Here is an 18,935-nt window from a genome sequence, read left to right on the forward strand (position 1 = left end):
CTCCTCCTTAATCCGCTTCTTCTATGCCTAATTCAGCATTACTTAATTGTGACTGAGCAATTTCTTGATATACAGATGATGATTTCATTAATTCTTCATGACGACCTTGAGCTACGACACGACCTTCATCTAATACGATGATATTATCCGCATGAAGGATTGTTGAGATTTTTTGTGCCACGATGATTTGCGTCATATCTTTGACGTTTTCTGCTAATGCTTTACGCAACGCAACATCGGTCTTGTTATCAAGTGCTGAGAAGGAATCATCAAAGATCAAGATCTTAGGATTCTTCGCTAACGCACGTGCGATCGACAAACGTTGCTTTTGTCCACCGGAAACATTGGTCCCGCCTTGGGAGATGGCGCGATCGAAGCCTTGTTCATTAGAATTGATAAATTCATCTGCTTGGGCAATCGAAGCGGCTTTTCGCATTTGTTCATCTGAGATATCCGCATCACCGAATTTGATATTCGAAGCGATATCCCCAGAGAATAAGACCCCTTTTTGCGGCACAAAACCCATGATCTCATGTAGTTTATGCATGCTCATCTCACGAATATCAATCCCATCAATCGTGATCCGTCCACCCGTTACATCAAATAGACGAGGGATCAAATTGACAATCGTTGATTTCCCTGATCCAGTTGAGCCGATCAAAGCTGTCGTTTCCCCCGGTTTAGCGGTGAAATTAATATGATGCAAGACATCCGCGTCAGCGTCGCCATAACGGAATTGAACCCCTTCAAATTTCACTTCACCCTTGAAGTCATGGTCATCTTTTGGTTGTTCTGGATCTTTGATCGTAGGTTCTGTGTTCAACACTTCATCCACACGACCTGCAGCAACATTGGCACGAGGTAAAATAATCGATACCATCGACAACATCATGAAGGCCATAACAATCTGCATTGTGTACGTAATGAAGGCCATCATATCCCCAACCTGCAATTGACCATTATCCATATTATGTCCACCGACCCACACGATCAGCACAGAGATACCATTCATTAAAAGCATCATGATTGGCATCATTAATGACATCGCACGGTTTACAAACATTTGCGTTTTCATCAAATTCGTATTGGCCACATCGAAACGTTCTTCTTCATATTTTTCACGAGAGAAGGCGCGAATAACTGGCAGACCCGTAATGATTTCACGAGAAACCAAGTTCACGCGGTCGACTAAGTTTTGCAGAGCTTTAAATTTAGGCATCGTTGTCGCAAGTAAGGTCAATACTAGAACCAACACACCTGCAACCGCCACGCCGACGATCCAGCCCATACCAGTACCGGTCCTATACACGCGATAAATACCGCCGATACCTAAGATCGGTGCATATAAAACGATCCGCATGATCATCACGATCCCCATTTGGATCTGTTGGATGTCATTCGTATTCCGTGTGATTAATGAAGCTGGTGAGAATTTTTCCATTTCATTATTTGAAAATTCCAGTGTCCGTTCGTATTGTCCAACCCGTAAGTTTTTACCCACGGTAGCAGCGACTAATGAACCAATCAAACCAACGATGATCGCCGCAACAGCAGACAGCAGTGTTAAGCCGATCATTTTAGCACCAGTTTTGATCATGTAATCCGTTTGGATTTTTTTTGTGTTTACATTTAACGCTTTGTATTCAGCTAAGGTCATTTGAATTCCCACTGTTTTCAATGAGTCTTCACCGACATCGCCTAAGCTTTCTTTGGTTGCTTTACGGGCAGCGTCGACTTTTGCCGGCATGGCATCCGTTTTGGCCTTGATAGCATCGCCAAGCTTTTGAGCCTCCGCGCCTTTCGCTTGCGCTTCAGCGGCTAATTTTTGTGCTTCCGCACCTTTAGCAGCGGCAGTCGCGCCGTCTGTTGCAGTTGCAGCCGCTTGTCCGGCTGCTTGAGCCTGTTCACCAAGCGTTTTCGCTTCTTGTCCTAAGGCTTGCGCTTGTGCGCCCTCCTTAGCGATCGCCGAATAATCATTTAGAACTTCTTTGGCTTCTTTACCATTACTCGAATCTTCTCCTCGAGTGGAAGCGAGCATCATGATTGGCAAATTGAAGGTTTTAGACAATTTCTCTTTCGTCATGCCTTTTTGCAGATCTAATTTATAAATATCAACTTTTTTACCGTCAACAGTTTGAGTTGCTTCTTTATAATTGTCTTCGATCGTTTGTTTCTCTTTATCAGTCATGAAAATCTCAAGCCCTTGAAGGGTTGATTTTCTGATTTTATCCGGAGTCGACTGTTCAAGTCCTCCTTGTTGAATACCGACATCGACGATATCCGATGTCAAACTCGGCAAGCTTAAATCACTAGATGCCTGCACGATTAAAAGTAAGAATACGGCAATGATTGCATACCAGTATTTACCAAGATATTTAAAAATCTTCACTATTGATCACTTTCCCCTTCCATGGTTAATTTTTGAGAGTAGTCGACAAACTTAGCAGTTAATTCAAGGTATTTTTTGGTGTCTTCTTCACCCATAAGTTCAAATACTCGAATAATTTTATTTCGCATCTCCTGTTTTTCAGCTTTTGCTACTTTTTTTCCGCATTCTGTTAAACTGACATTGATTCGACGTCGGTCATCAGGATCCATTGTACGAATAATCAAACCACGTTTTTCTAAGTTTCCCAACACAGCGGCAATCCTAGCAGTTGATAAATTCAGTGTCTCGGCCAAATTCTTTGGGTTGGTCGGCTCACCTAATCGAGCAAGTACTTTAATGACAATATTGGCACCCTTGCTGCTTTTCTCGATTTTGCTAAATGCACCATGGCGATTTTTGACCATCAGCTCCATCAGCTCACGTTCAGCGTCTTCTGCAAACGTCATCAGACTCCCCCTTCTTTCTAAAATAATTTTTCTTTCATTAATACCTAATAGTGTTAGTAATTAATGCTGTTTGATATTACCGCTAATAGGAAATAAAATCAACCTTTTTTGCTCAAAAAATAGATGAATACGTTTTAAAATGATAGACTTTGACCTTTTCTTAAAAAATGACAGTCAGGTCAATAAAAAAACTAGCTTAACCCGATAAGTCAACTCGTTTTTTTCATCAAAAAGAACATCGAATAGTGGACAGACCTCCTCCATTCGATGTTCCTTTTATTGATTTTATTAGAGTATATTTTTGAGCACAGTAAAGAAGCTTATCCTCTCCGATTTTTTTCCACACCAAATAAACATAAGACTCATGCTTATTTTTACTCAGTTTACTCGTTTAAGGAACCTTCAAATCAACGCAAGACATCACTTCTTCTTCCTTTTCCTTCTCTTGGCTATTTCCTTATCTATTCTCCGTTTCTTACTTCTAGCCTCACGATTTTGCTTGATTTCTTCTTCGGTTTTTCCGTAGCGCAAATAGGAGGAATCTATCTTTTGAGGACTTGCGCTAGATTTCTTGGCAGGTGGTTTCTCTGTTGTTTCAGGATTTGGCGCGGCGGAACAACCCTTCGGCTCAACTGGCGGAGCCGCTTGCGACAGTTGGTACATCGCTTCATTTTTATCCATGAGCTTCTCATAGGACAGGGTGTTTTTGCCTGCCTTGCTTATAGCGGACTTGGTTGGTTTTGGTGGTGTTTTACTACTATTAATAGAAGAAGCTGGTTTTTCTTGCTTTTGAGTGGTTTGTGGTTCGTCTGTTTGTTTGATGTCTGAAGCTGGAACGGGCGCTTCTGCCTGTGGGACCTTGTAGCTCACGGTGATGCTGGCTTTGGGCGTATAATATTCTATTAATTCCGCAAAGCGCCTTATGCCTTTCGTGGACTTGAAGATTGTCAACGTCGTCAAAATTTGCAATACACCCGCTGTTTCAGCGATCTGACTTTCTGAATCAACGGGGATTTCTTTCGTATCCCGCAATGTCCACGTATATTTTTTCCCATCTGCATCCCTAAAAATGGCGACAGTATTGAATTTTTCACCGGATACTTGCGGTGTTCTACGGGTCTTTTTCTCTAGAAATTCATTATATAAACAAGCCTGCTTGGTAATTTCATGGTATTCTGCTTCATTAAGGAATAACCGATCAATGACGGTCTGCCAGTCTTCTTTCAGGAATTTTTTGAAGTAAACGACATGGCGGCGCAGAGTATCATTGGGCTCAGCGGTCAGGAAAATTTGACGGATGAGGTCTGTTAACGACTCCAGAGCATAGTCTTCGACACACATCGCCTCCCGCAAAAGTATCGTCACAAGGTACTCGACGACTTCGGCGGCATTGTTGGTTTGTTCAAAGTATTGGCTCACGCGCTTCATAAGGTTGTCCTTCTTCATAAAGAACAACTGGCGGCCCTGTAATGCTTTTACTAATTTCATCCTGATTTCCTCCATTTATCTATAGTTTTTTACCTATTATCGTGTAACCGATTTCAGAAAAATATTTTCAAGCAGTTGGATCGAAGTAATTGTATTCACAAATATGATAAACATAGATAACTGATTAGTACATAGAAAACTCTAAAATAAAGAACTCTATTTTCTCTATAAAACCATTGAATAGTGGGTATATCACACTTATTAATTAATAAATATGATAATTCATCATTTTTTAAATAACTGTCGATAATAAATGAGTTTAAACAGTTGATTGAATAACATTTATGATTTTTAAATTAATCAGTACGCAAAAAAAGAATGCACCGATAAAGGTACATTCTCGTTCAAACGTTATTTCTTTAAATGGTAGTTATAGGTACTAATGATAATATCATCACGATATGACAAGCGGAAGCGTAAGCGTAAAGCCGTCTGATTATGCAACGAACGTTTCCAAGTTCTGTTTGGAACGAATTCTGGAATTAAGACTGTCGTAGTATAGTTGTGCTGTCTTGCATTTTTACTTACGCGATCCACATATCGGCTGACTGGATTCACGATGGAACGATAAGGCGAACGAACGACTGAGAAACGAACATCTGGGAATTTCTCACGGAATTCACGGCGAATCTCCCGTTCCTTTTCTTCGTTCTCTTCTAACGAAACATGCATCGCGATCACGTAATCCCCGATTGATCGAGCATAATTGATCGCTCCGATATTCACTTGGGTAACATTCCCTACTAGTACGATGACTGTATTCCCAGCATATTCATGCAGCTCCACATCATCTGCCAAGCGTAATTGTTCAGCGACATTTTTATAATGTCGGTGTACCTTATAGAAGGCATAGATCAGGATTGGCATAATAATGAAAAATGGCCAAATATCTGGCAGACGGTAAACAAATAGAATCACGACGATCGCAAAAGAAATCAGAGCGCCAATAATATTAGCGATCGATTTTCTTAACCAATGCTCGCCTTCTTTACGCCATTTCAAGACCATTCCCGTTTGCGATAAGGTGAATGGAATGAACACGCCGACTGAATACAACGGAATCAATCGTTCTGTCGACCCTTGGAAAATCAGTAGCAGGACGATTGAGCCTAAAGCCAGTGTGATGATCCCGTTAGAGTAACCTAAACGGTCGCCACGGTCTTGGTAACGATGCGGCAAGAACTTATCCTTGGCTAAGTTGTAAGCTAGCACAGGAAAGGCAGAGAAGCCTGTATTTGCTGCTACTGCTAAAATCAACGCGGTGACAAACTGCAGCACATAGTACATGAAGCCTTTGCCAAAGACTGCTTCACCAACTTGGGATAGGACGGTAACTTCAGCGGTTGGAACAATTCCGAACCAATAGTTCAAAAAGGTGATTCCTGTAAAGAAGAAGCCTAAGATCAAGCCCATCATGGCTAACGTGCCAGCCGCATTTTTTGCTCGCGGTTTTTTGAAAAATGGTACGGCATTACTGATTGCTTCTACCCCAGTTAATGATGAAGAACCCGATGAGAAGGCCCGTAACAAGAGCGCGGTCGAAATACCTGGTACAACGGCTCCAACCTGAGCAGTCGAATGAAGCGGCGCCGCTCCAGTAACAATTTTTACTAAGCCGACGACGATCAAGATCGTTATCACTGCAATAAAGCTGTAAACAGGCGTCATCAAAAGACCCGCACTCTCACGTAAACCACGTAAATTCATCAGCATCAATAATAAAACAATAATGACAGAAATCAGGACACGATGATTGTACAAAGCTGGAATCGCAGAGGCGATAGCTTCAGCACCGGCTGATACAGACACGGCAACAGTCAGCATATAATCCACCAGAAGCGAACCCCCAGCGATCAAGCCGGCATTCTTCCCTAAGTTTTCACTGCTGACGACATAAGCTCCGCCACCATGAGGATAGGCATGAATAATTTGACGATAAGATAAAATCAATGATGCTAATAAAATCAATACCACGAACGCGATCGGCAATGAATACCAAATCGCTGCTGCTGATAAGGTCACCAGAACGACAACGATCTGTTCAGTCCCATACGCAACAGAGGACAACGCATCTGACGAAAGCATCGCTAAAGCCGCAAAACGCGACAGGTTCTGATCGTCATTTTCAGACGACTTCAGTGGTCGACCCACCAGCAAGCGTTTAAGATAATCCACTAGACTCACTCCTTGTTCCAAATAATGTACTCAATTTTTTTATAGATAACGTTGTTTGTTTTTACCGATACAAATCGTATTTCCTATTTATAAAAATTCTTTGTAAAAAAAGCAAACAAGCGAAATATTACTCGTACTGAAACCAAAAGTCAATGATTTTTTCAACGACTTTTCATACCCTTAGTAAAACACGAAAACAGGCAAAACAACAGTAATACGCTGTTGGCCTGCCTGCTTGTTTTTTTCATGCTCAAAAAGGACCGATAGAAGAATTTTCTATCAGTCCTTTTTGACAAAGAGCCGTTTTTAATGGAAAATTTTACTTTCATGCGCGACTTTCGTCAGCTTCGTTAAGTGTGGTTGCAATACTGGATAAGCCCAGGTTCCCAGGATACCAAACACGATGAACAGTACGATCATGATAACGATATCGCCTGACGCATTTGGCCAGTAAATTCCACCGGCGCTCTCACGTAACAGGTTCACGGCGTGAGTGAATGGCAGCCACGGATTGACCGCTTGGAAGAACTTACCTGAGACTTGGATCGGATAGTTCCCGCCCCCGCCGGAAATGGAGAGTACCAGAATGATGATCGCGATCCCTTTCCCGACCGTTCCAAAGAGAGCGACCAGCACATAAACAATCATCATAAAGGCCAGCGCGACTAGAACAGCGAAGAGTACGCTGTACACCGGATTTTTCACGTAAACACCTAATAAGAACATATTTCCTAGTGTTACGATCAGCGCTTGTCCGATACTAACAACTAAGTAAGTCAGCATCCGCGCACCAAATTGTTCACGTTTGGTGTATTTGCTGCGATCTTTTTTATCTAGGAAGAACTCTGTCGTCGTGACGCTTGAGAACAATACTGCCCCTACCCACAGACACAAGGCGGTGTAGAATGGCGTGCTGGCTGAACCGTTATTGGCGATCGGATACATCGTATTGGTCTGCAAATCTACCGGAGTCGTGAAGAAATCACTTTCCTTTTGCGCATCTAGTTTCAATAATTTCAAGACTTGACCAAAGTCGATCGTTTTATCTCCTTGTTGAATCGCGGTTGCTGCTTTTTGGATACCAGCTCGCAAGGATGGATAATCATTTTTGATCAAATCCGTCGCAAGATTCAAGGCACTTTCTACTTCCGGCATCTTGTCGTTGGCGATCTTTAAGCCGCCAGTTAAATCCTTCTTAACACCTGCCCAATCATTTTGCATGAAGTTTGCGGCTAAGCCTAATTTTTGTTCAACTACGGGCAATTCATTATTGTAAAGATCCGCACCCGTGTTGATGCCATTGACGATGTCATTCATATGTCCGTTCAATAAAACATTCGCATCATGAACTTCCTGACCGATCGCAGGCATTTGTTTTTGGTATTTCTCCAAGAAGGTGATCGCATTGCTGACGGTCCCTTCCGTTGAGTTCAATAATGAAGCAAAATCAATTTGCTGCGCTTGATTCAACACACCCTGCGCAGTCGTGATCGTATTGATGAGTTTATCAAGGATCGAGCTGACGGTTTGACCGACTTGTTCGGCGTTGATGCTGTTGGTGATATTGGCTACATTGCCAGCAGCGCTATTGATTTCACTTAAGAAAGCTTTTGCATCCTTCGTGCTGCCGTTTTGAACCAAGTCATTCAAATGACCAAAACGATTGCTTAGATCGCCTAATGAATTCTTTACGTTAGTTAACTGACTCATAATAGCAGCCAAATTTTGACTCGCTTCAGTATTGCCATTATCATCAGCAGTTTTCTTCAAATCAGCTAAAAATTGATTTAGATTGTCGATCGCTGCTTGCTGATCGGCTAAATTGCTCTGGAAGTCACTGATGATCGCTCCAATATGTGCTTTCTCATCTGGCGTCAGTTCTTCCTTATCCAGTAGCGCAGACAGATCACTGGTAATTGACTGCGTGGTAGTCGCAACCTGACCGATTGATTGCAACGTTACTTGCACACTACTAGAAATATTCGGTACCGCTGTTTTTAACTTTTCAGCGCCGTCTTTCGTAGTCGCGGCGAAATCATTGGCTTGGTTGCCCAGCTTTTGAACATCTGGCAGGATCGTTTGAACTTGATGGATGATGTTCAAGCCTTGTTTTGCTTCATTAATTCCGTCATTCAAGGTCTTTTCAATCTCGGCAAAGTCATTATCGACTTGAGCCAGTTGATTTCCCGCTTGCTGAATCTCTGGAATCTTTTGCTGCAGGGTCAAGATGACACTGGCTTGCCGTTTGATTTCAGGCATTTTTTGATTCAAGGTAATTAATTTTTGCCCCATCTCATCAACTTGCGGTATATACCCTTGAATTTCATTGGCCTTAGCTAATTTTTCTTTCAGCTCTGGCAACTTTCCTTGTACTTCGACGACTTCCTGCGTGTACTTATCGATTTCACCTAGATTATCATTCGTCGTTAGAATTAGATTTTTGACCTTATTGATACTAACTAAGTTGGCATCGATGTCGTAACCAATTTCATTAAACACCTTCAACAGTGTGGAGCTTGCTGTCTTAATAAACTCCTGACTGATCTCAGTTTGGATTGATCCAGCACCCTTATCGGTAATCTTTGGAGCAATGGCATTAATTTTTTGGTTTAGATAATACTCGATCTTCGGTTTTTGAATATCCCCTGAGGTAAAACTCAATAAATCTTTGGAAAACTCTTTTGGCAAATAGATCCCTGCGTAGTATTTTCCTGATCGAACACCATCAACAACTTGCTTCTTCGAATCGACAAAGCGCCAGCCGAGCTGTTTATTTTCGTGTAAATTTTTAATCACCTGGTCTCCGATTTCGACATCCTTGTCTTGAAATTTCGCACCAGTATCGGCACTATAGACCGCGATTGGCAATTCCCCTGTATTGGAATACGGATCCCACAAAGCTTTGATATTGAACCAAGCATAAAGGGATGGGATGATGACTAATGCAGCCATCAGTAAAATGGCGATCGGATTTTTGAAAATGCGACGCCAATCTAATATGAACAGACTCCATGTGTGTTTAAGAGATTGTATAACTTTCATTGATTTCACCTACTATTTTTTCTCGCTGAACTAATGTAGCATGGAATTTCGGCTAATTTCAATTCTAGTGAGTCTCTGAAATCACCTTTTTTGACATTCCTTACAATTTGTCATAATTGTATCCCTTTTCACCTGTGAAATGCTAAAGAAATGCTTAAAGACTAAGTTTTTTGACTGCAATAAAGCGATTTAAAAGCTGCTCTGTCAGTGCCTCGATCTGATCCGAATCATCTTTTTCTGAGAGGTTCAAAATCGGGGTGGCTTCCATATCTCGCAGACGAATCGGCCGAACCTGATTTCCTTCCTGCCGCAGCGTGATCTCTGGATGCGGATTTTTATCGCCGCAGGGTCCAGCTACCAGATACGCAAGCTGATACCCACCCTCAATTTCCCGCAGACGATAATACCCGTCTGCCAAATCTTCGGTTCCTTCAAAATTTGCTTTTACTAATAACCATTTTTGTTGATCCATGTTAGTCCGCCTTTTTTATGATGATTTTCCCAGCTGAGGGGTGTCCTTCTAACAACTCATGTCCTTCAACGACACTGCGCAAATCAAATGGGTATACCTCTGCAATCGTCAACTGGATCTTGTCAGCTAATTCTGTCAAGGCTGTCAACGCTTCGAAATCAGAATAATCTTTAGAAGGTCCGAAAGAGAAGTAGTTTCCGGCTTTCTTTTGTTCATTCGGCAAATTGTTCAAGGCAACAAAATTTCCGCCTGCCTTCATAATTTGCATGCCAGCTTCGCCTGCACGCCCGCCTTTTGTGGCGTCAATTACGGTATCCGCTTGATCCATAAACGCTTCGCCGGCATCCACCTCGTCATAAGCAACAAACCGATCTGCTCCTAACTGGCGAACCAGAGTCTCGTTGCGTTTCGATGCAGAAGCCAAAACGGTTTTGCCCTGTTCTTTTAAATATTGCACTAGTAACGAACCAACGGCACCAGATGCCCCCTGTACCATCACCGTATCACCTATCGTGTCCCCTAATAAATGAGTGACTAAATTATAGGTCGTCAGCCATGGAGTTACTGCACCAGCTGCAACTTCCCAGGACATTAACTCTGGTTTCTTCACGATCTTTTTCCCAGGAACAACTACTTCTTCTCCGTAGGTTCCGCCAACAGCATGAACGATCACTTCATCTCCCACCTTTACATGGGATACTTCCTTGCCGACTTCGGTCACGACACCGGCACCGTCATTGCCTAAGACATATGGAAATTTCAGTGTCCGAAAATCACACATCGCTCCTTGACGTAAAGCCACATCATACGGATTGATGGCAAAAGCTGTTAGCTCCACCCGAACATGCGTGTCATCCACCGGACGAGGTTCTGCCTCGATCTCAATCAATACATCCTTCGCTTCTCCATAGTCTTTCATTGCAAAACGTTTCATCTTTCTACATCCTCTCTGATAAAAATCATTGGTTGAAAACGAATCCCTGAGACCGTTTCTTCTTCTCCATTCAGTTGAAAGCCCAATTTTTCATAAGCAGGCACCGCATAAGGCGAGGAATTAACGGTCAATTGCTTCGGGGTAAGCTCGGTAAGCATCGCCTGATACATCTGCTTAGCGATCCCTTGACGATGGTAGTTTTCATCAACAAAAAGCAACGCCACATGATTCGCCGAACGAACTGCCAACACACCGACAAGTTGCTGATCGTACTTTCCGCACCAAAGCTGCAGCTGATTTGCCGAAAGCTCTTTTTCCAGCTCATCATCTAAATAAGCCATAAAATGAGCCACACCTTCAGCAGAATAATCCGGCGCCTCAAACTTCATGAATACCTTTTTGATCAGCTCGACAGCTGCTGGTAAATCTGATTTATCCATTCTTGAAACGTCAATCCCCATCACACCGCTTCCTTTCTAGAAAATCTTTAGTTTTATTGTAACGATTATTAACCACTTGTTCCAACAAAAAGAGAAGATGTACCAATCTACTTGGCCCATCTTCTCTTTTTTTATTAATCTAATTCAACTTTTCCAGTGTACAGTTGATAATACATGCCGCCTTCAGCTAACAGACTATCATGGTCGCCCCGTTCAATGATCCGTCCATGGTCCATTACCATGATGACATCAGAGTTTTGAATGGTGGATAATCGATGGGCGATCACAAACACGGTACGCCCCTCCATCAAGCGATCCATCCCCGACTGAACGATACTCTCTGTTCGGGTATCGATGCTGGAGGTCGCCTCGTCCATGATCATCACCGGCGGATCAGCGATCGCCGCGCGAGCGATTGCCAGTAATTGGCGCTGCCCTTGCGAGAGTCCTTCTCCATCACCAGTAATCACCGTATCGTATTTCTCCGGCAAATGCTGGATGAAGGTATCGGCATTCGACAATTTCGCTGCTTGATAAACCTCTTCATCGGTGGCGCTCAGATTCCCATAACGGATATTTTCCTTGACCGTTCCCGTGAATAAGTGAGTATCCTGCAAAACGATCCCTAGTGACGAACGCAGGGAATTCTTTTTGATTTTCTTCACGTTTACTCCGTCATAGCGAATCTTGCCTTCTTGGATATCATAGAAACGATTGATCAGGTTCGTGATGGTCGTCTTGCCGGCACCTGTCGCGCCAACAAAGGCCACCTTTTGCCCTGGCTCCGCGTATAGATTAATATCATGCAGCACCAGCTGATCATCGTTGTACCCGAAATTGACATCCTCAAAGCGCACATCGCCGGTTAAACGAACGTACGAGGTCGTACCGTCTTCATGGGGATGTTTCCAAGCCCAGATACCGGTCCGTTCATTGGTCTCGATCAATTCGCCGTTGACTTCTTTGACGTTTACCAGCGTAACATAGCCATCGTCAACTTCTGACTCTTCATCCAATAATTGGAAGATCCGATCGGCACCAGCTAAGGCCATAATGACGAAATTGATTTGCTGAGAAATTTGGCTGATTGGACCATTCAATGAACGACTCAATTGCAAGAAGGAAGCAATCATCCCAACTGTTAGCGCCGAAACACCATATACAGCGAATAATCCGCCACTAATCGCCACTAAAACGTATTGGATGTTCAAGAGATTCATCATGATCGGCATCAAGGTATTGGCAGTCGCGTTAGCTTTTGCCGCGCTTTCCTGCAGCTGATCATTGATCACATCAAACTCCTTCATCGCTGTTTCTTCATGATTGAAGACCTTCACAACTTTTTGCCCATGCATCATCTCTTCGATGTAGCCGTTGACCTTTCCCAGCGAACGCTGCTGTTCACCAAAGTAGCGTCCACTGCGATTCGTAATGAAGCGCAGCATGACGAGCATCAGCGATACCGAAACAATCACAAAGCAGGTCAGAGGAACACTCAATGAAAACATCGCAATAAATACAGAGATAAAAGTCACGAATGCCATCATCAAGTTAGGAATACTTTGTGAGATCATTTGCCGCAGGGTATCCGTGTCATTGGTAAAATGACTCATGATATCGCCATCAGCATTTGAATCAAAGTAGCGCAATGGCAGTGTTTCTAAGTGATTAAACATCTGATCACGGATTTTTTTCTGAGTGCCTTCAGAAACCTTCACCATGATCAAATTATAAGAAAGCGTGCCGATGATTCCCACAACATAAATCAATGCCATGGTCATAATCGCCTTTAACAAACCCGTAAAGTTCGGATTGCTTTGTCCGATTAATGGCGTGATATAGTCGTCGATCACGACTTGCAAAAATAGCGAGCCGCGGACATTGGCAAACGCACTCAACAAGATCATTAAGAAAACGATCACCAGCTGAACTTTGTGTTCCTTCGCCATAATCTTCAGCAGGCGCTTGATCGTTTTTACTGGACTGGATTTGGGTGCAGGTCGTTTATTCATCATGATCACCAAATCCTTTCTGTTGGGACTCAAAGACTTCCTGATAGATGACATTGTTTGCCAGCAATTCCTCATGGGTTCCTATCCCATTGATTTTCCCGTCATCTAGTACAATGATTCGATCCGCATCTTCGATCGAACTAATTCGTTGAGAAATAATGAAGGTGGTTGTGCCAGGAATTTCCTTGGCTAAGCCTTCGCGAATCGCTCGATCTGTTTTGGTATCCACCGCACTGGTAGAATCATCCAAAATCAAAATCTTCGGCTTCTTCAATAATGCCCGAGCAATCGTTAACCGTTGCTTTTGTCCACCAGAGACATTATTCCCGCCTTCAGAAATCATCGTGTCATACTTATTTGGAAACTCTTGGATAAAGGAATCTGCCTGCGCGATGGTCGCTGCATGAATGACTTCTTCCTCCGTCGCGTTGGCATCACCCCAGCGTAAATTATCGGTAATTGTGCCACTGAACAGGACATTGTTTTGCAGAACCATTCCGACTTGATCACGCAGTGTTTCCAAGTCATAGCTCCGAACATCGTGTCCGCCAACTTTAACCTCGCCATGTGTGACATCATATAACCGTGGAATCAGCTGGACTAAACTAGATTTCGAGCTCCCGGTACCGCCGACGATCCCGATCACTTCACCCGAAGCAATCTTCAGATCGATGTTTTCCAAGACTAATTTATCCATATCATCCTTATAGCTGAAGCAAACATTGTTAAATTCTACCGAGCCGTCAGGGACTTCGGTCAATGGGTTCTCGCCATTCTTCAGATCACTTTCTTCATTCAAGACTTCTGTGATCCGTTCCGCAGATGTACGAGCAATCATTAGCTGGACAAAGGTCATGGACAGCATCATCAAGCTCATCAGAATCTGCATCGTATAGTTGAACATGCTGACTAACTCACCCGTTGACAAGCTTCCCGTATTTACAATCAGCTCCGCTCCCAACCAAGAAAGCAACAGCATACAGGTGTAGACCGCCACTTGTAAGAGGGGCATATTGAAGGCCACAATCCGTTGCGCCTTCGTAAAATTATCAAACACCTTTTTAGAGACTCGACTGAATTTTTCCTCCTCATGTTCCTCTCGGACATAAGATTTCACCACTCGGATCCCCTGTAGATTTTCATGCACGACATTGTTCAAGCGGTCATAAGTTCGAAATACTTTTTCAAACAATGGATGAGCAAATCGAATGATCAGCCCTAATCCGACGATCATAATCGGAACGATGACTAAATAGATCATTGATAAATCCCGATTGATATGGAACGTCATCACTAAAGAAAAAATCAAAATCAGCGGTGAACGAACCAAGATACGGATCACCATTTGATAGGCATTTTGCACGTTGGTTGTATCCGTCGTCAAACGGGTAATCAAACTCGAGCTTGAGAAGCGATCGATATTTGAGAACGAAAAGCTTTGGATGCGTTCAAATAAATTATGACGCAAATTCTTCGCAAATCCTGCCGACGCGATCGCAGCTGTTCGACCGCCTAAAGTTCCCATTGCCAGTGCAAACAAGGCACACAAAAAGAGCAAGCCGCCATAACGCAGAATCATACTCGTATCGCTTTTTTCGATTCCATTATCGATCAGTCCGGCCATGATCAAGGGCATGATCACGTCCATCAAGACTTCGCCCATCGTAAATATGGGAGTCTGCAAGCTTTGCTTCTTATACTCACCGACATTCGTCAGTAATTTTTTTAACATGTATTCACGTCCTTCCTTTTAATAAGTGCTCTTTCTAGTATAGAGAGTTTTGTTCAAAAGTTCTAATAAATTCACCCATTTTTCATAAAAAACGTATTATTATTCTCTTTGCGTCTATCATCGAACGAAACTGCTTGTATATTAATGTAGTTCGACTGACAAAAAGAACCCTCCTGTAATCAGGACGATTCTTTCTGTGTGATAAAAGACTATACCTAATTATTCTCAATGATGGGCCAAGTCCGCTGCTCATCGAAATAGTGAGCCTCTTTTTGCGCCTGCTCTACGATTTTTTCTGGGTAATCCATAACCTTTAACAATGCTATCGCGTTGCGCGTGACTGCGGGGCCTTGCTTCAGCTCATAATCAAAGCTGATCCCATGCTCCTCTGTTACCGTTTCTTCAAAATGCACATTGTCGCAGTACTCTTTCAGCATCTCAGTCAGTTCGATATCATGGGTCGCAACAAAGCTCAGACTTGGATAGTCTGCTAGCCAAGTGACGACACTAGAAGAAGCCGCGATCCGCTCGATCGTATTGGTCCCCTTCAATATTTCATCAATAAAACAATAGCAGCGTTCACCCTTTTCCACTTGATTCAACAGCCGCTTGATTGATTTGATCTCTGCGACAAAATAGCTGTCACCAGCCATAATATCATCCTCAACAGCCATCGAGGTCAAAACGTGCCCTGGCTGCATCGTCAGTTTCTCAGCGATCGCTGTGTTGATTGTTTGAGCTAATATCCCGCTGATGGCGATACTCTTTACGTAGGTTGATTTCCCCGAGGCATTTGAGCCAGTGACTAGCGTATTCCGTTGCCAATTGACCGGATTAACCACCGAATATTCAACCAGCGGATGATAGATATCCTCAGCCTGAATTCCTCCTATCGCAAACTCTGGCTGACAGCTGACTGGAAAATAAGTCCTGAAGTTCAGAATCGCAGCTGCTACTTCCATTTCTCCCAAGACTTTCCATAAATTGATCGCCTCTTGGCTATACTTACTTAGTCGCGTGATCACAAAATTATACGCAATAAAAGGAATCATAAAGACTAAATTCAGGTATTCAAACATGATATCCGCTTCACTGGTGCTCTTTACCCGAAAAGAGAAGCCCCATTTAGCAATCGATTTTAATGGGACAATATTTTTTCTGATCTCAGCTTGCCGCGGCGTAACGATTGTACTTAATTTGTTGGCTAGAGAAATTGACTGGACTAGGTAACGCATACTTTCCAGTTCAGTCTCCAACTTCGCTTTTTTTGTCATATAAAAAATGACATTAAACAGAATCGATCCCAACAATAGAAAAATCCCAATCGGACCAGCCACCACAAGAACACCCAAACTAACCAGCAGCAGTCCCCCCAACAGAACATACAGCCATAGATTCCCTAGCTTTTCCCTTTTGCCATTCGCGATATATTGCTTCGTAAAATTATTGTCGCGCTTGCCCAGACCGGCAAAATGAAACTGGATCTTCTCTCTGATCTCAGGTTTTTCTTGGTAAAAGTGAATCAGTTCCTCCAAATCATCCGCCTGATTAAAATTATAATTGCGCAGACGTTGATACAATGCCTCCGAACCAATACTGGAGTATGTTCCATTGATCAGCTCAAAAATCTCCTGCATATCCAGATCGTACCAAGTTAGATCATCGATTTCACTATCCCATTCGTGGAATTCCTTTTCGATCTGCCATGCCGCCTTCAGACTATCTTCTTTGTCAAAACGGCTCTGACGAGGAATCTTTCCCCATTGAGAACGAACAAGCTGTCGCAATTTGATTTGCGAAAATAGGTCGATAACCACAAAAAACATGGCTACGATTAAAATGATTCCGATCGCTAAGAATTGAGGCTTCATGACTTACTCCTTAATAAACGTATTATGATACCTAGTTTAGCGAAGTTTCTACTGGTTGGAAACCCTCCAGCTAGCGCGAAAATGAGTTTGATTGTCGTTTCGCCTATCATTCTGCTAAACTCCATCATCAAGTTCTTCTCATCAATAAGAAAGCTGTTTTGATCCTAATATACTGCTAAAAGCAGAACTGACCGCTATCTCCTACTATGGAATTCATTTTTCGAAGAACGCGAAAAATGAGTTTGATTGTCGTTTCGCCTATCATTCTGCTAAACTTCATCATCAAGTTCTTGTCATCAATAAGAAAGCTATTTTTGATCCTAATATACTGCTAAAAGCAGAACTGACAAAAAGAAGACCCGAGTGGAGTCTTCTTAGCGAATTTCTTTGACAAAGGAACCAATTGAGGATAGATCGCTTTCTGTTAAAAAATCGTCCACGATTTTTAAATTGCTATAAGAGTAATTCTTGATCGGATAGTTAGCGATTACCAGGTCATAGTCCATGAAGCTCTCATCGTGTTCAAAATCCAACACTGAACCTTCATGAGTCTCGATCACCACACGATAATAAAAGCGGCTTTGAATCAAATCCGCAATCATTTTCGCATGGCTTTCTCCTGAATCACTTACGACAAAAATTTTCACTTTAGCGGAGTGTTCGTCCAACGAATATGCAAGTCCCTCCCACTCTTTAAACAGCGTTTGAATCACTGAGAAATAGAATTGACTGAACCAAGGATCTCCAGTCTTCCGCTCCAGTCGCAGCAATAATTGATGAACATGTTTTGTAAAGTGCGGATACTGCAGCTTTGCATTTCTTGAAAAATATGCGGCTGAATCAAAGAGAATTGATCGCGTAAACGGCCATACTTGATAAGCCGTTTGTACCCGCAACAACTTCTGTAAAATGATTTTCCGCCGTTTATCCGTTAGTGGTAAATTGTAGGCCAGCTCCAGCTCTCCCAAAAAGCTTTCTAAATGGCTCAGCGTAATCTGGCAACTTGGCTCGAAGCGCGTGATAAAACACGGACAAAACAGGCTGTTAGCTATGTCATAATACCATTGTTCTGTCACCACATATTGAGTATCTTGAACGGCTCGATCTGCTGCCGGGCGTAAAGTTAAAATTTGATCAATTAAATCCTGATTCAAATCAAACTTCTCTTTTTCTGTAAGCAGAAAGCCCTGTGAGGTCCTGATGATGATGATCGCCAGCAGATAGCTGCTCTCTAAAATATCCCGATCATTGTAGGCAATATCAAAAGACTGATCAGCACTCTTGATAAAATCGATCATCCTTTCTCGCTCCAATTCAAAAGGCCACTCGTTTAATCCATATTTTTCCAAGAACAATTGCACATAAAAAACCCGAACCCAACGTTCATTTTTAGCAGTAATTCGAAAAGGCCTACGCTCGAGAACTAATCCTTTTTCCTTCAAAACCTTATCCAACTGTTTTATCATTCGGTAAAAAGTCGCCTCGCTGATATAAAGATCATTAAGCCAGTAATCCATATCTTCATTAGGTCGAAAAAAGAGCCGCTCTAAGAACGTAAAGGCTTCAGATTCATCCATTAAATTCCGCGCCAATTGTCGTGTTTTATTATGAAGCGCATCATTCAATCTCAAACCGTTCGTACGGGAATACTCTACGCCAACGTGTTCCCCCCATAAATCATTAATCGCCTCAACATCAGATAGAATGGTTTTCATTGAGCAGTCTAACAGATCTGCAATCATTTCTGGATTTTGCCACCCAATTAAATCTCGTAAAACACCGATGATGGCTAAACGCCGTTGTGTTGTATTTTTAAGTAATCTCCGCACAAAAGTCCCCTCCTAACCCATTTGTCACTATTCTTCAAATCCGATATTCCTTTTTAAGTTTTTGGATTATAACATTCATTGGTCATTATATCATAAAATAACTCT

General features: G+C 42.6%; 12 protein-coding genes. All 12 read right to left on the reverse strand.

What is annotated here, in order from left to right; genetic code table 11:
* Window positions 1-7 precede the first annotated feature (7 nt).
* On the reverse strand, window positions 8-2,389 hold the full coding sequence (locus tag AC4J95_RS00330) for an ABC transporter ATP-binding protein (protein WP_494548157.1): 2,382 nt from the start codon (window positions 2,387-2,389) through the stop codon (window positions 8-10).
* Complete coding sequence (locus AC4J95_RS00335; RefSeq protein ID WP_316401920.1) at window positions 2,389-2,835, reverse strand: MarR family winged helix-turn-helix transcriptional regulator; 447 nt, start codon at window positions 2,833-2,835, stop codon at window positions 2,389-2,391. The genes AC4J95_RS00330 and AC4J95_RS00335 overlap by 1 nt, the downstream gene beginning before the upstream one ends.
* Before the next feature lie 420 nt (window positions 2,836-3,255).
* Complete coding sequence (locus AC4J95_RS00340) at window positions 3,256-4,323, reverse strand: hypothetical protein (RefSeq protein ID WP_494548158.1); 1,068 nt, start codon at window positions 4,321-4,323, stop codon at window positions 3,256-3,258.
* A gap of 351 nt (window positions 4,324-4,674) precedes the next feature.
* Window positions 4,675-6,498 carry an APC family permease gene (locus tag AC4J95_RS00345; RefSeq protein WP_316401922.1) on the reverse strand — a complete coding sequence of 608 codons (1,824 nt, stop codon included), beginning with the start codon at window positions 6,496-6,498 and terminating at the stop codon, window positions 4,675-4,677.
* A gap of 306 nt (window positions 6,499-6,804) precedes the next feature.
* Window positions 6,805-9,540, reverse strand: coding sequence for a YhgE/Pip domain-containing protein (locus tag AC4J95_RS00350; RefSeq protein ID WP_494548159.1), 2,736 nt, complete (start codon window positions 9,538-9,540; stop codon window positions 6,805-6,807).
* Window positions 9,541-9,694: 154 nt separating this feature from the next.
* Window positions 9,695-10,012, reverse strand: a complete 318-nt coding sequence (locus AC4J95_RS00355) for a hypothetical protein (RefSeq protein WP_494548160.1) — start codon at window positions 10,010-10,012, stop codon at window positions 9,695-9,697.
* Window position 10,013: 1 nt separating this feature from the next.
* Entirely contained in the window at window positions 10,014-10,946 is a 933-nt protein-coding gene (locus AC4J95_RS00360) for an NADP-dependent oxidoreductase (RefSeq protein WP_494548161.1), read from the reverse strand.
* Complete coding sequence (locus AC4J95_RS00365) at window positions 10,943-11,407, reverse strand: GNAT family N-acetyltransferase (protein WP_494548162.1); 465 nt, start codon at window positions 11,405-11,407, stop codon at window positions 10,943-10,945. The genes AC4J95_RS00360 and AC4J95_RS00365 overlap by 4 nt, the downstream gene beginning before the upstream one ends.
* Before the next feature lie 113 nt (window positions 11,408-11,520).
* Window positions 11,521-13,401, reverse strand: a complete 1,881-nt coding sequence (locus AC4J95_RS00370) for an ABC transporter ATP-binding protein (RefSeq protein ID WP_494548163.1) — start codon at window positions 13,399-13,401, stop codon at window positions 11,521-11,523.
* Complete coding sequence (locus AC4J95_RS00375) at window positions 13,391-15,130, reverse strand: ABC transporter ATP-binding protein (protein WP_494548164.1); 1,740 nt, start codon at window positions 15,128-15,130, stop codon at window positions 13,391-13,393. The genes AC4J95_RS00370 and AC4J95_RS00375 overlap by 11 nt, the downstream gene beginning before the upstream one ends.
* Window positions 15,131-15,345: 215 nt before the next feature.
* Entirely contained in the window at window positions 15,346-17,001 is a 1,656-nt protein-coding gene (locus tag AC4J95_RS00380) for a MutS-related protein (protein ID WP_494548165.1), read from the reverse strand.
* Window positions 17,002-17,375: 374 nt separating this feature from the next.
* Window positions 17,376-18,830, reverse strand: coding sequence for an AcpB/EbpR/MafR family transcriptional regulator (locus AC4J95_RS00385; protein WP_494548166.1), 1,455 nt, complete (start codon window positions 18,828-18,830; stop codon window positions 17,376-17,378).
* Between the last annotated feature and the right edge of the window lie 105 nt (window positions 18,831-18,935).

The organism is Enterococcus sp. GPZ-007 (genome assembly GCF_059374735.1).